Below are 14010 nucleotides of genomic sequence, written 5' to 3' on the forward strand. Positions count from 1 at the left end.
CGCTGCGCCCTGAGACCGCACCCTGATGTTGTGAGCGGGCGTTTGGCCCCTGTTTCGACGTGAGACGGGGCCAAGAGCCCGCTCACAGCATCGGGGTCAGGGCTGGAAGACGCAGAACTCGTTGCCCTCGGGGTCGGCCATGACGGTCCAGCGGATCTCGCCGTCCTCGGGGCGCAGCACGCGCGCACCGCGGGCGACGAGGTCGTCGAGGGTGACGCCGTCGTCCAGGGTGACGTCCCAGTGCCAGCGGTTCTTGACCGTCTTCGGCTCGGGCACGGGGACGAAGTCGAACGACTCGAACGGGACCCCGGCGCCCTCGTCCAGGTAGGCGTAGCCCATGTCGTCGTCCTGGGTCAGCACCCCGCCGAGCAGGCCGTGCCAGAAGTCCGCGACCAGCCGGTAGTCCGCGCAGTCGACGACGATGTCCTTGAGCCGGTAGGGCGGCACCTCGTCGTCCGTGAAGACGCAGAACTCACCGCCCTCGGGGTCGGCCAAAGTCGTGTAGTGGTACTGGCCGGGCGCGGTCAGCCGCGGCAGGTCGGGGAACTCGTCGAGCGACAGCGCCCGCACGTCGGGGTGCGCACGATGCTTGACGGTCTTCGCCTCGGGCACGGTGTTGACCCAGACGGTCCGCTCCGCCACGGCCTCGGGGCCCGGGTCGCGCAGCACGACGTCTCCGTCGTCCAGCGCCTCCACCCGCAGCCCCAGCGTGCGGGCCCAGAACTCCCCCTGCACCCGCGCATCCACCGCGTCGACGCACAGGTCCTTGAACGTCACCAGACTCATGTCCGCACACCCTAGGCCAGGCCACGGGCCCTCAACACGCCTTCCGCAGCGCAACGACGCGGTGCGAGCGGAGGCCGACGTCGGGGTGTCTGTGTCGCGAGGCTGGGCGCGCTGACGAGAAAGGTCGTGGGCGGGGTTCTCTTGTCGCGAGGCTGGTCGGGCCTGGCGGGAGCCGCGAGGAACGAGCGGCGGATGGCGCGCCTCGCGACAAGAGAACCCCGCCCACGACCGGCCGCACCACACGGTGCGGCCGGAAGCAGCGACGAAGGTCAGCCCGTGTTCTGGAGACCCGCGGACACTCCGTTCACGGTGAGCAGCAGCAGGTGCTGCCAGCGGTCCTTGTGGCCGCCGTCCACCCACTCGCCGTCCTCCACCGTGAGCCCCTCGCTGTCGCCCTTGCTGCGCAGGGCGCGCAGGGCGCGGACCTGGAGCAGGGAGAGGGCGTCGACGTACGGGGAGCGCAGCTGGACGGCGCGGCCGAGGACGCGGCGGTTGGCCAGCGGCCACTCGTTGCCGGTGACGCGCAGCACCCACTCGCGGGTGAGGCGGAGCTCGTCGAGGACGAGCTGCGCGAGGTCGTCGCGGTCGCCGAGCGCGAGGTACTGCGCGGCGATGTCCTCCTGCGTCTTGGCGAGGCCCATCTCGACGGTGTCGAGCAGCGTGGTGAACAGGGGCCACTCGCGGTAGGCGGCCTGCAGCTCCTCGAGGCCGCCCGGCTGCTCGCCGGCCGACCGCAGCGCGGTGCCCAGGCCGAACCAGCCGGCGAGGTTGATGCGCGCCTGCGACCAGGAGAACACCCACGGGATGGCGCGCAGGTCGTCGAGGGAGTTGACGGAGAGGCCGCGCTTGGCGGGGCGGGAGCCGATCGGCAGCAGGCCGACCTCCTCCAGCGGCGTGACCTGCGCGAACCACTGCGGGAAGCCCTCGGACTTCACGAGGCCGTGGAAGGCAGCGCGCGACGTCTCGTCGAGGGCGGACGCGAGGGGCGCGAACCGCTCGCGGGCCTCGGCGTTGCGCTTCTCCACCGTCGGCGCGGACGCGAGCAGCGTCGCCGCGGCGACCTGCTCGATGTGGCGGGCGGCGATCGTCGGGTCGCCGTAGCGGGCGAGGATGACCTCGCCCTGCTCGGTGAGCTTGAACCGGCCGTCGACGGAGTGCGGCGGCTGCGCGAGGACGGCCCGGTTGGCCGGGCCGCCGCCGCGGCCGAGGGACCCGCCGCGGCCGTGGAACTGGGTGAGCGTGATGTCGTGGCGCTGCGCCCAGTCGGCGATCCGCGACTGCGCCTTGTGCAGGGCGAGGGTCGCGGCGACCGGGCCGACGTCCTTGGACGAGTCGGAGTAGCCGAGCATGACCTCGACGCGGCGGCCGTTCTCCGCGAGGCGACGCTGCACCTCGGGGAACTCCAGCATCGCCTCGAGGATGTCGACCGAGTTCTCCAGGTCGTCGAAGGTCTCGAACAGGGGGACGGCGTCGACGACCGGCGCGTCGTCGGAGCCCTCGAAGGCGAGCGCGGCGAGCCGGTAGACGGCGGCCAGGTGCTCGGGCGCCTGCGTGAAGGACACGATGTAGCGGCGGGCGGCGCGGATGCCGAACCGCTTCTGCACGGCGCCGAGTGCGCGGTAGGTGTCGAGCACCTCGACGGTGCGCTCGGAGAGGTCGCCGTGGATGCCCTTCTCGTCGATCTCGGCGAGGGCGGCGGCGTGCACCTGCGAGTGCTGGCGCACCTCGAGCTCGGCGAGGTGGAACCCGAAGGTCTGCACCTGCCACACGAGCTTCTGCAGGTCGCCGTACGCGGCACGGGGCGCACCGGCCTCGACGAGGGAGCGCTGCACCACCTCGAGGTCGGCGACCAGCTCCTCCGGGTTCCGGTACGCGAGGTCGGCGTCGCGGCGGCGGGTCGCGGCGACGCGGCCGGCGACGGCGAGCACGGCGGCCCGGTGCGGCTCGTTGGGCGAGTCGGCGGCGGCGCGCGTGACGAGCTCGTCGGAGAGCTGGCGCATCCGCTGCCAGAGGGCCTTGAGCTCGGCGGACGCCGGGGTGCCGTCCTCGTCGAGCGTGAGCTTGCGCCCGGTCTCGACGGTGGCCTTCTCGAGGGCGCCGAGCGCGTGCTCGGCGGCGAGGGTCGCGGCCTGGCGGGTGACCTCAGCGGTGACGTTCGGGTTGCCGTCGCGGTCGCCGCCGATCCAGGAGCCGAGGTGGACGAACGGACGGGCGACGGGCGGGACGCTGCCCGCCTCGCCGTCGAGCAGCCAGTCGTCCAGACGCCGGTACACCTCGGGGAAGGTGGTGAACATGGTGGCGTCGAAGACGCCCATGGCGGTCTTCACCTCGTCGAGCACCGACGGCTTGTGCGCGCGGATCGGCGAGGTGCGCCACATGGTGTCGATCTCGGCGAGCAGGCGGCGCTCGTTCTCGGCGAGCGTGGTGCCGCCGGGGCGCATGGTGTCGCGGTCGGCGATGAGGCCGGAGATGCGGCGCACGGCGCCGGAGACGGCGCGGCGGCGGGCCTCGGTGGGGTGCGCGGTGAGGACGGGGCGGAACTCGATCTCGCCCAGGCGGCGCAGCGCCTCGTCCCGGCCCACCTCCTCCGCGAGCTGCGTGAAGGCCTGCGGCAGGGAGTCCTCGATGACGACGTTCCCCGCGGCGTCGGACTCGCGGGCCCGCAGCACGCGGACGCGGTGGAACTCCTCCGCGAGGTTCGCCAGGTGGAAGTAGCAGGTGAAGGCACGCGCCACCTGCTCGGCGCGCTCCGGCGTGAAGCCGGCCACGACGTCGGCGGCCTCGGCCAGCGTCGCGCCGCCGTCGTCCGCCCCGTAGGCGCGGATGGTCAGGCCGCGGAGGCGCTCGACGTCGTCGAGCAGGTCCTGCCCGCCCGCCTCCTTGAGCACGGTGCCGAGCAGCCCGCCGAGGAGGCGGATGTCGTCGCGCAGAGGGTCGGGCATCTCGTGGCGTGCCACCACACGTTCGATCGAGCCGGTGGATCCCAGGTTCTCGCTCACGGGACCAGAGCGTAAGCCGTCTCGCCGTCCGGTCGCCGAGCCGTCCGGCTGGTGACCCTGCGCCGCGGCCCGCGACGTGGCCCCCCGTGTGACTCAGCCCACCCAGGACGGGTCGGCGAACAGCTCCTGGAGCTCGCTGACCAGGCGCGCCGTGTGGAAGCCGTCGGCCGCCGCGTGGTGGATCTGCACGGCGAGCGGCAGCAGCACCCGGCCCTCCCGCTCGACATAGCGACCGAGGGTGACGATCGGCGCCAGGTGGTCCCAGGCGTCGCGGATGTTCAGCGTGAACCCGGTGAACGACGCCCACGGCAGGCTGGACACGTCGAAGCTGTTCGGCGGCGGCGCGCCCTGCGGGAAGAGGTCGGCGGCCCGGGAGTGCTCGGTCAGGAGCGTCGCCGCGGTGTCGTGGAACGTGCCGAAGTCGGCGTCGTACGGCGCCCACACGCACGCGAACGTCTCGCGGGTGGCGTTGAACACGGTGAACGCCGGGTGCACGGTCGGCCAGACGGCGGGCGCGCCGTCGGCGTCGAGGCACATCCGGAACTCGTCGTGCCGGTTCACGACCGTCGCCAGCGCCCACACCTGCGCGACGTACGTCTTGCGCGACGACGCCCGCAGCGCCGCGGCGAACGCCGTGACGTCCAGGTCCACCGTCATCGCGTACGTGCACGGCGACGCCCGGTAGTGCTCGAAGTGCTGGCGGCGCGGCCACGTCGCCAAGTCGACGGGGACGGCCTCGACGGGCGCGGGGGTGGTCATGCGGCCATGCTCGCAGCCGTGCGACGCCGGACGGCAGGCCTTTTCGCGTCCCCTCCCCTCGCAGGCGTTCGCTACGGTTCCGGGGTGAGCGGCTACGACGGCGAGGACTTCTACTGCGACGTCGCCATCCCGCGGCGCGAACCGCTCGACGTCGTCTTCGAGGACGACGACGTCCTCGCGTACCACCACACCCGGCCGTTCTGGCCCGTACACGTGGTGGTCGTCCCGAAGCGGCACGTCGATTCCCTCCTCACCCTCGACGACCCCGCCCTGGCGCAGCACCTCCTGCGCGTGGTGCAGCGCACGGCGGAGGGCGTGCTGTCGGAGCACGGTGCGGCGAGCGTCATGACCAACCTCGGCGCCTACCAGGACTCCCGGCACCTGCACGTGCACGTGCGGTCCGGCGCGCCGCTCGCACGCACCCCCTGACCCTCCGCCTCGTCAGGACGACCCGACATCGGCGACGGATGGCGCCGCCGTCGACCCCCGCACGACGAGCGTGGTGGCGAGCTCCTCCCGCGGCGCGTCGCCTCCGGGCCCACCAGGCCCCTCGTCGCCCAGGCGCAGCAGCATCCGCAGCGCCGCCGCGCCCATCTGCGCGATGGGCTGCCGCACGGAGGTCAGGCCCGGCTGCGTCCACTCGCTCTCGGGCAGGTCGTCGAAGCCGACGACGCTCACGTCCTCGGGCACCCGGAGCCCGGCGGCCGCCGCGGCGTCGTAGAGCCCCAGCGCCATCCGGTCGGAGCACGCGAAGACCGCCGTCGGACGGTCCGGGCCGGCCAGCAGGTCCGCGGCCACGGCGGCGGCACCCGCCCGCGACCAGTCGCCATGCTCGACCGTGGGCCCGGGGTCGATGCCGGCCTCGGCCGTGGCCGAGCGGAACCCGTCGACCCGCGCCTGGCTGTAGAGGTGGGTGCGCCGCCCCGCGAGGACGGCGAGCCGGCGGTGCCCGAGGCCGAGGAGGTGCTCGGCGGCGGCGCGGCCGCCCGCCCAGTTGGTGGCACCGACGCTCGCGACGGTCCGGGGCGGCTGGGTCACCGGGTCGAGCAGGACGACGGGCACCCGCGCGGCGGCGAGGGTGGCGAGCTGCTCGCGCGTCGTGTCGACGAGCGCGATGACCGCCCCCCGCGAGCGGCGGGCGAGCAGGCGCGGGAGCCAGGCGTCGTCGGGCCGGCGCGCCACCGAGACGACGATGTCGAGGCCGGCCGCGGTGGCCGCCTCCTCGACGCCGCTGAGGGCGCGGTTGGCCCACGTGCCGTCGACGCCGCTGAGCACGAGATCCACCATCGGCGGCCGGTCCCCGCTCGGCGCGAGGCCGCGGCCCGCCCGACCGCGGTAGCCGAGCGCGCCGACGGCGGCCATGACGCGCTCGCGCGTCGCGGCGGAGACGTCGGAACGACCACGCAGCACCTTGGAGACCGTGGGGACGGTGGTGCCGGCGGCGGCGGCGACGTCGGCGAGGGTGGTGGGGCGGTCGTCGGACACACGGGGACGGTATCGACGAGCCAGAAGTTGCGCAACAATCGCCGGCCGATCGACAAGCCCGGCGCCTCTTGTCGCACCGTTGGCTGCATGGAAGACTCGTCCGGCACGTCATCGACCGCACACAAGTTGCGCAACACAGGAGTTGCCTCATGACAGACCCCACGCAGCGACGAGCCCTGGTCGTGCGGGGCGGGTGGGACGGCCACCAGCCCGTGGAGACCACCGACTCGTTCCTCCCGTTCCTCGCCGAGCACGACTACGACGTGCGGGTCGAGGACGAGACCACCGTGTACGCCGACGCCGCGTACATGGCCGGCGTGGACGTCGTCGTCCAGACCGTCACCATGAGCGCCATCGCCGACGACGAGCTGCGCGGCCTCACCGCCGCCGTCCGGGCCGGCACGGGGCTCGCGGGCTGGCACGGCGGGATCGCCGACTCCTTCCGGAGCAGCTCGGACTACCTGCATCTGGTGGGCGGGCAGTTCGCGACCCACCCCGCCAAGGCGCCGCGCGAGGAGCTGCCGGGCGACGGCACCGACTGCTTCGTCCGCCACACGATCGACATCGTGCCCGAGCGGGCCGACCACCCGATCGTCGCGGGGCTCTCCGACTTCGAGCTCACCACCGAGCAGTACTGGGTGCTGACCGACGAGTACAACGACGTGCTGGCCACCACCACCCTCGCGGCCCCCGACCACGAGCCGTGGCACCGGCCCGTGACCTGCCCCGCCGTCTGGACGCGGCAGTGGGGCGAGGGGCGCGTCTTCGTCTCCACGCCCGGCCACCGCCTCGACGTGGTGAACGACCCGAACGTCCGCACCATCATCTCCAGGGGCATCCTGTGGGCCAGCCGCTGAGGGTCGGCGTCGTCGGGGTCGGCGCGATCTCCGGTCAGTACCTGCGCACGATCGCGCGGCTCGGGTCGGAAGGGACCGGGGCCGTCGAGCTGGTCGCCGTCGCGGACCTCGACGCCGCCCGGGCGGCCGCCGTCGCCGCGGAGCAGGGCGTCCGCGCCCTCACCGTCGACGAGCTCGTCGCCGACCCCGAGGTCGACGTCGTGCTCAACCTGACGATCCCCGCCGCCCACGCCGACGTCGCCCTCCGGGCGATCGCGGCGGGCAAGGACGTGTACGGCGAGAAGCCGCTCGCCGCCACGACCGACGAGGCGCGCGCGATCGTCGAGGCCGGACGGGCCGCGGGCGTGCGCGTCGGCTGCGCCCCGGACACCGTGCTCGGCACGGGCGTGCAGACGGCGCGCCGGGCCGTGGACGACGGACTGGTCGGCACGCCCGTCGCGGCCACGGCGACCATGGTGACGCCCGGCCACGAGCTCTGGCACCCGAACCCCGACTTCTACTACCAGCCGGGCGGCGGCCCGCTGCTGGACATGGGCCCGTACTACGTCACGGCCCTCGTCACCCTGCTCGGCCCGGTGGAGTCCGTGGTCGGCGCCGCGAGCCGCACGCGTGCCGTGCGCACCATCGGGTCCGGGCCGCGCGCCGGCGAGGACGTCCCCGTCGACGTCGACACGCACGTCACCGGCGTGCTGCGGCACGAGTCCGGCGCCCTGTCGACCCTCGTCATGAGCTTCGACACCGTGGCGTCGCGCGCGTCGCGCATCGAGGTGCACGGGGACCGGGGTTCGCTCGTCGTCCCGGACCCGAACACCTTCGACGGGACCGTGGAGCTGCACCGCCTCGGCGGCACGTGGGAGGAGCTCCCCGCGAGCGCCGGCTACCGCGACGCCGGCCGCGGCTACGGGCTGGCCGACCTCGCCGCCACCCCGCCCGGCGCCACCGCGCGGGCGAACGGCGACCTGGCGTACCACGTGCTCGACGTCATGACGTCGCTGCTCGCCGCCGCCGACAAGGGGGCGTCCGTCGTCGTCGCCAGCTCCTGCGAGCGCCCCGCCCCGGTGCCCCTCCAGGACGCCCCGCAGGTCTGATCCTCGGCGGACCACCCGTCGGTCGGTGGGCCCGCGGCCGGACGACGGACGGAGCGACGAGCAGATGACGAGGGTGTACGCGGTCAGCGACGTGCACGGGTACCGCGACGTCCTGGTGCGGGCCCTGGCCGCCGAGGGGCTCACGGACGCCGACGGCCGGTGGGCCGGAGCGGACGCCCGGCTCTGGTTCCTCGGGGACTACGTGGACCGCGGGCCGGACGGCGTCGGCGTGATCGACCTGGTCCGGCGGCTCGTCGAGGAGTCCGAGGGCGCCGTCGGGGCGCTGCTGGGCAACCACGAGGTGCTGGCGCTGGGGATGCGGACGTTCGGGGCGACGCCGCCCCCCGGGCCGGGCGAGCCGGGGCGGAGCTTCGCCCGGTCGTGGGGCCGCAACGGCGGCCTCGCCACGGACCAGGCGGGCCTCACCGACGAGCACGTCGCGTGGTTGCGGGCCCTGCCTATGGCGGCGCAGGACGCCGGCGCGCTCCTGGTGCACTCCGACACCCTCGCCTACCTGGACTGGGGCCGGACGCTCGAGGACCTCGTCGCCGCCGGCCGGGAGCGCCTCGCGTCCGAGGACCTGGACGTGTGGTGGGAGACGTGGCGGCGGCTCACCTCCCGCGGCGCCTTCCGCGGGGAGAGCGGCCCGCAGGCCGCGCGCGAGCTGCTGGAGCACCTCGGCGGGGACCGGGTGGTGCACGGGCACAGCATCGTCGCCGAGATGCTCGGCGTCCCGTACACGGACGTCACCGAGCCGTTGACGTACGCCGACGGTCGCGCGCTCGCGATCGACGGCGGCATCTACGAGGGCGGGCCCTGCCTCGTCGCGCGGCTCGCCTGACCTCGGGGAGGCACTACGCCCGGTCGTCCGGCAGCTCGACCACGACCTTGCCCTTGGCGCGGCCCCGCTCCAGGTAGGCGAACGCGGCGGCGATGTCGGCGAACGGGAAGGTGCGGTCGACGACGGGCCGCACCTCGCCCCGGTCGACGAGGGCGGCCAGGGCGGCGAGGTCCGCGCCACTCGGGCGCATGAACAGGTAGCGGTAGCGGACGCCCGCGCGCCGGGCCCGGCGGCGGATCGCGGAGCTCGCCGCCCACAGCAGCGCCGCCTTGAGGGGGCCGGCGTCCAGGTCGACCCGCGCGGTCGTCGCGTCCGGGAGGCCGGCCACGGAGACGACCGTCCGCCCGGGCCGGACGACCGTGAACGCGTCCGTGAGGTCCTGGCCGCCGGTGAGGTCGAGGGCGCCGTCGTAGTCGTGCAGGACGTCGGCGAACCGCTCGCTGCGGTAGTCGATCACGCGCGCGGCGCCCAGCGAGCGCACCAGCTCCTCGCCGCGGACGGACGCCGTCGTCGTCACCTCGGCACCCAGCGCGCGGGCGACCTGGATCGCGAGGGTGCCGACGCCGCCCGCGCCGCCCGTGACGAGCACCCGGTCCCCCGGCGCCACCGCCAGCTCGTCGCGCAGCGCCTGCAGCGCGGTGACCCCGGCGAGGGGCAGCGACGCCGCCTCCACGAAGCCGAGCGAGGCGGGCATCGCCGCCACCAGGCTCTCCTGCACAGCGGCGTACGGCGCGAACGCCCCCAGCCGCCGCTTGTCCACCCGGGCGAACACCCGGTCCCCCACCGCGAACCGCGTCACGCCCGCGCCGACGGCCGCCACCTCGCCGGCGAGCTCGCTGCCCGCCACCAGCGGCAGCCGGAGCCGGGTGATGACCCGCAGGCCGCCGTCGCGCGTCTTGAAGTCGATCGGGTTCAGCCCCGCCGCCCGCACCCGGACCAGCACCTCGCCGGGCGCAGCCGCCGGGCGCGGCACCTCGCGCAGCTCCATCACGCCCGGGTGCCCGTAGCGTCGCAGCACGTATCCCCGCACCGTCGTCCCTCCGTCGTCGTGCCCCGATTCTCACCCGCCCGCGGTCAGGCGGGCATGCCGGACGGTGACGCGTGCCCGCTACCCTCCGGTGACGGAACGCGGAGGTCGCACGATGGTCGAGGACGCACCCGAGGTGTCTGCAGCACGCTGGACGCTGCGATGGGGTGGGCTCGTCCTGTTCTGGACGGGGCTCCTGGCGGTGACGTGGCAGCTCGGGCACCGCCTGCCGTCCTGGCTCGGCACGAGCATCGGCTCCGTCGTGGTGCTCGGCCTCCTGGGCACCGTCGGGAGTCTCGTGGAGTGGCTGGTCCGGCGGCGCAAGGCCCGGACGGCTCGATCCCGGCCGGCGTCGCCGAGCGCGGAGATCTAGCCGACCCGGACCCTCACGTACCCGACGGCGACGCCCGCGCCGGCGAGCGCGAACCCCGCCCACGCCCACCCAGGACCGGACAGCGGCCCGGCGAGCAGCGCGCCCACGACGGACGAGCCGACGACGCCGCCGACGGCGAGCGCCAGCCCGTTGACGCCGAACCGCGTGGCGACAGACGCCGCGGGCGCCCCGGCGGCGACGACGGCGCTCATCGCCGGCTGGAAGACCATCTGCCCGAGGGTGAACATCACCATCCCGACGACGAGGGACACGAGGCCCGGGCCGCCACCGAGCACGGCGATGCCCGTGCCCATCGTGGCGACGCCGAGAGCGAGGACGGCGGGCATCCGCAGCCGCGCCTGGAGCCACCGGGTGGCGGGCACGGTCAGGACGAGCACGAGGACGGCCGCCGCGGCGTACACCGCGCCGACCGCGGCGCTGCTGCCGAGCACGGCGTCCAGCCGCAGCGGCACGACGAGCTGCAGCTGCGTGAAGATCGCCCAGGCGCCGGCGTTGAGCAGGCAGAGGGCGACGAGCGCGCGGCGCGCCTCGCGCCGCATCGTGCCGGCGGCCGCCCCGTCCGTGCTGGCGCGCGCGGCCGGCGCGTCGGGGACGGTGCCGGGCTCGGCCGCCCGCCCGAGGCCGAACCAGGTGAGCGGGGCGGCCGCGAGGAACAGGCCGGCGGCCACCCAGCACACGACGTCGAACCCGGTGGCCACGAGCAGGCCGCCGAGCAGCGGCCCCACGACGAAGCCGGCGTTGCTCAGCGCCTCGCGCCGCGCGAAGACGTCGGGCCGCGCCCCACCGAGCCGCGCGTACGCGGCGTAGGAAGCGGGGTGGAAGAGGGCGCCGCCGAGCCCGACGGCGACCCCGGCCACGCCCACGGCCACCGGGGTGGTGGCGAGGGCGAGCGCGCCGAAGCCGGCGGCCCGCACGAGCACGCCGGCCACGATGGTGCGCCGCACGCCCCACCGGTCGGCGAGCAGTCCGGCGGGGAGCTGGAGGCCCTGCTGCGCGCCGGCGCGGATCCCCGCGAGCAGCCCGACGAGCGCCAGGCCGAAGCCCAGCCCGTCCGCCAGGTGCACGGCGAGCAGCGGCACCAGCACGTAGAAGCCCGTCGCCATGACGAACGTGTTTCCGTACAGGGCGAGCATCGCGCCGCGGGGCGGGGTGCGCCCGGCGGCGTCGTCGGGGGGCGTCACCGGGGGCCGAGCACCCCCGCGAGCGCCGCGAGCTTGCGGGGCATGTCGTACGCCGCGCCGCCCTCGTGCCCGTTGTACGGGAAGACCTCGATCTGCGCGGGGCCGCCGTAGCGGTGGTACGCCGCGAACACGGTGGACGGCGGGCAGATCTTGTCCATGAGCGCGACGGAGAACCAGCCGGGGCAGCGGGCGCGCGCGGCGAAGTTGGTGGCGTCGAAGTACGACAGCGTGCGCATCACGTCCTCGACCTCGAAGCGGTGCCCCTTGAGGTAGCGGGCGATCTCGGCGTACGGGCCCTCGTCGGTGATCTGCGACGCGCGGCGGTAGTGGCTGAGGAACGGCACGTCGGCGACCATCCCGGCGAGGTCGTCGCGCAGGCCGGCGACGGCGAGCGCGAGCCCGCCGCCCTGGCTGCCGCCGAGCACCGCGACCCGGGTCGGGTCCACCTCGGGCAGCGCCTTGACGGCGTCGACGGCGCGCACGGCGTCGGTGATCAGGCGCCGGTAGTAGTGCTTGGCCGGGTCCTCGATGCCGCGGGTGAGGAAGCCGGGCGACGACGACCCGTGGCCCTCGGGCGCGACGTCCGGGGTGTCGGCGGTCGTCTTGCCGCCGCCGCCCTGGCCGCGGTTGTCCATGACCAGGTGGGCGTACCCGGCCGCGGACCACGTGAGCCACTCCCACGGGACGCCGCGCCCGCCGTTGTACCCGATGTACTGGACGACGGCGGGCAGCGGCCCGCTGCGCTCGCGCGGCAGCAGCAGCCACGCCTTGACCGGCTGCCCGGCCCACCCGGAGAACGTCACGTCCCGCACCTCGACGGTGGCGAGCCCGGCGTCGAACGGCACCTGCTCCGGCTCCGTCGCGGCGGCCGCCGCGGCGTCGAGCGTCTGCTTCCAGAACGCGTCGAAGTCCGCGGGCTCCTCGGGCTCGGGCCGGTAGGCGCGCAGGTCGTCGAGGGGCTTGTCGAAGAAGGCCATGCGGGTGCTCCTGGTTCGTGGTGCGGGTGGGTCGGGCAGCAGGCGAACAGTCTCGGCGACGACGTCAGGGAGCGGAAGGCCCGACGTCGGACCGCTCGAGCGGCGTCCGGGTGACGGGGGCGAAGGACACTTCGTCGGCGCCGACGTCGGGGCGCATGTCGCGGGGCTGTCCGTCCATGTCCTCGGTGAGGAACGGGTACGAGCCGACCGCCGTGTTCATCGCCGGGCCGGGGCGCAGGCGCCACATGCCGCCGGAGCGCACCAGCAGCGGGTCGACGACGCGCACCTCGCGGGGAGCGGCGTCGATGCCGAGCGTCGCGTCGCCCATCGGCCACGCGACGTTGCCGGAGTAGGTGACGCCGGCGGGCTGCTTGAGCTCCTGGAACAGCGGGCCGGCCGAGCCGACGACGAGGTTGTCGGCCACCAGGGAGTCCACGGGCGGGAGCACGTAGTTGGCACCGACCTCGACGTTCGAGGTGTTGTCCACGAACGTGTTGTGCACGACCGTCGCGCGGTGCACCCGCCAGTGGGCCGACGTCGAGCCGGAGCCGTCCACGTCGCCGCCGTCGATCTGCAGCGCCGCCGTGTAGCCCGACCCCCGCAACCCCTCGAAGTAGTTGCCGAACACGAGCTGGTCGTCGCCGTACAGCCGCACGCCGCCCGTGCCGGGCTTGCCCTCCCCGAGGAAGACGTTGCCCTGCACCACGTTGCGGTCGCCGCGGCGGATGCTCACCACGCCCTGCGAGGCCCGGATCGTGTTGTAGCGGACGGTGTTGTCGTCGCTCTTGAGGGACACGATCTCGGCGTCGGCGTCGACGTTCTCGAAGAGGTTGTGCTCCACGACGGCGAACGAGCTGGAGTCCGAGACCGCCGAGACGCCGAGGCGCACGGCCTCCGCGCCGTTCACGGGCTGGGCCGGGCTGTCGGCGAAGAGGTTGTGGTCGATCCGGTCGTGCTGGGAGATCTGCGTGGCCCCGCCGAAGACGGAGACGTAGTTGCCCATCAGCGGCTTGTCGTGGAACGCGTTGTGGTCGATCCGGTTGAAGGCGCTGCCCTCGCCCGAGAGCTGCAGCCAGTGCCGCGACGACGTCGGGTCCACCGGCGGCTCGAAGCGCAGCGCGAGGTCGTTGCGGGTGAACCGCACGTGCGTCGAGGAGGTGGTCTTCAGCGTCGTCGCGTTCCGGAAGGTCAGCCCCCGCACGACGACGTGGCTGGACCGCGTGACCTCCAGCTGGCCGGCCGTCACGACCGCGCCGCCGAGGGTCGCCGCCTCGACGACGACGGGCGCCGCGGCGGTGCCCGCCTTGTCGGCCAGCTTCACCATCGTGTACTCGCCGTCGGCCAGCACGATGCGGTCGCCGGGCAGGGCGGCCTTGAACGCGGCCGCCAGCTCGGCGCTGGTGCTCACCGGCACGGTGCGCAGCGGCGCCGGCTCGGGGGCGTCGTCGGCCGGGTACCCCGCCGTCGTCCCGGCAGTGTCGGCCGTCGTCGACGCCTGGGTCGGCGCGGTCGGGACGACGTCGGCGACGGCGGGAGCCGCGGCGCCGCACGTCAGCCCGAGGGCGAGGGCCAGGTTGAGGGCCACGGGCTGCGCGAGGTGCTTGGTCTTCATGGTT

The 14010-nt window shown here is 74.6% G+C and carries 13 protein-coding genes; 5 read left to right on the plus strand and 8 right to left on the minus strand.

Features of this window, described 5'->3' with window-relative positions:
• Window positions 1–96: 96 nt before the first annotated feature.
• From ACWF41_RS02225 to catA, 3 genes are all read right to left on the minus strand, one after another.
• Window positions 97–786: a VOC family protein gene (locus ACWF41_RS02225; RefSeq protein WP_380323598.1), complete on the minus strand. Its 690-nt coding sequence runs from the start codon at window positions 784–786 to the stop codon at window positions 97–99.
• Between the two features lie 269 nt (window positions 787–1055).
• A complete protein-coding gene (locus ACWF41_RS02230) occupies window positions 1056–3728 on the minus strand; it encodes a phosphoenolpyruvate carboxylase (RefSeq protein ID WP_380322466.1) in 2673 nt (890 codons plus the stop codon).
• A 150-nt stretch (window positions 3729–3878) separates the two neighbouring features.
• Entirely contained in the window at window positions 3879–4544 is a 666-nt protein-coding gene (gene catA / locus ACWF41_RS02235) for a type A chloramphenicol O-acetyltransferase (protein ID WP_380322422.1), read from the minus strand.
• 84 nt (window positions 4545–4628) lie between these two features.
• On the opposite strand from catA, the gene ACWF41_RS02240 reads away from it, so the two are divergent.
• Window positions 4629–4973: an HIT family protein gene (locus tag ACWF41_RS02240; protein ID WP_380322425.1), complete on the plus strand. Its 345-nt coding sequence runs from the start codon at window positions 4629–4631 to the stop codon at window positions 4971–4973.
• Between the two features lie 12 nt (window positions 4974–4985).
• Here the strand turns inward: ACWF41_RS02240 and ACWF41_RS02245 are convergent, their stop codons facing one another.
• Entirely contained in the window at window positions 4986–6029 is a 1044-nt protein-coding gene (locus ACWF41_RS02245) for a LacI family DNA-binding transcriptional regulator (protein ID WP_380322428.1), read from the minus strand.
• 149 nt (window positions 6030–6178) lie between these two features.
• Between ACWF41_RS02245 and ACWF41_RS02250 the strand changes: the two genes are divergently transcribed.
• The 3 genes from ACWF41_RS02250 to ACWF41_RS02260 all read left to right on the plus strand — a co-directional run bounded on the left by ACWF41_RS02250 (window position 6179) and on the right by ACWF41_RS02260 (window position 8815).
• Window positions 6179–6886 carry a ThuA domain-containing protein gene (locus ACWF41_RS02250; protein WP_380322431.1) on the plus strand — a complete coding sequence of 236 codons (708 nt, stop codon included), beginning with the start codon at window positions 6179–6181 and terminating at the stop codon, window positions 6884–6886.
• A complete protein-coding gene (locus ACWF41_RS02255) occupies window positions 6871–7974 on the plus strand; it encodes a Gfo/Idh/MocA family protein (protein ID WP_380322434.1) in 1104 nt (367 codons plus the stop codon). The genes ACWF41_RS02250 and ACWF41_RS02255 overlap by 16 nt, the downstream gene beginning before the upstream one ends.
• A 64-nt stretch (window positions 7975–8038) precedes the next feature.
• The gene (locus ACWF41_RS02260; protein WP_380322437.1) at window positions 8039–8815 is read left to right on the plus strand and encodes a metallophosphoesterase family protein; all 777 of its coding nucleotides are present in this window, start codon (window positions 8039–8041) and stop codon (window positions 8813–8815) included.
• 13 nt (window positions 8816–8828) lie between these two features.
• Here the strand turns inward: ACWF41_RS02260 and ACWF41_RS02265 are convergent, their stop codons facing one another.
• Window positions 8829–9845 carry an NADP-dependent oxidoreductase gene (locus ACWF41_RS02265; RefSeq protein ID WP_380347102.1) on the minus strand — a complete coding sequence of 339 codons (1017 nt, stop codon included), beginning with the start codon at window positions 9843–9845 and terminating at the stop codon, window positions 8829–8831.
• 112 nt (window positions 9846–9957) lie between these two features.
• Here ACWF41_RS02265 and ACWF41_RS02270 point away from each other — a divergent pair, with 112 nt between their 5' ends.
• Window positions 9958–10215 (plus strand): hypothetical protein, encoded by a 258-nt coding sequence (locus ACWF41_RS02270; RefSeq protein WP_380322442.1) that lies wholly within the window; start codon window positions 9958–9960, stop codon window positions 10213–10215.
• Here ACWF41_RS02270 and ACWF41_RS02275 read toward each other — a convergent pair.
• The 3 genes from ACWF41_RS02275 to ACWF41_RS02285 form a co-directional block, all read right to left on the minus strand.
• Window positions 10212–11417: an MFS transporter gene (locus tag ACWF41_RS02275; RefSeq protein ID WP_380322445.1), complete on the minus strand. Its 1206-nt coding sequence runs from the start codon at window positions 11415–11417 to the stop codon at window positions 10212–10214. The two genes, ACWF41_RS02270 and ACWF41_RS02275, sit on opposite strands and share 4 nt — an antisense overlap.
• On the minus strand, window positions 11414–12394 hold the full coding sequence (locus tag ACWF41_RS02280) for an acetylxylan esterase (RefSeq protein WP_380322448.1): 981 nt from the start codon (window positions 12392–12394) through the stop codon (window positions 11414–11416). Before ACWF41_RS02280 ends, ACWF41_RS02275 begins: the two co-directional genes overlap by 4 nt.
• A 64-nt stretch (window positions 12395–12458) precedes the next feature.
• Window positions 12459–14006 (minus strand): polysaccharide lyase 6 family protein, encoded by a 1548-nt coding sequence (locus ACWF41_RS02285; protein ID WP_380322451.1) that lies wholly within the window; start codon window positions 14004–14006, stop codon window positions 12459–12461.
• Window positions 14007–14010: the final 4 nt, after the last annotated feature.

Source organism: Isoptericola sp. NPDC055063, assembly GCF_053608125.1.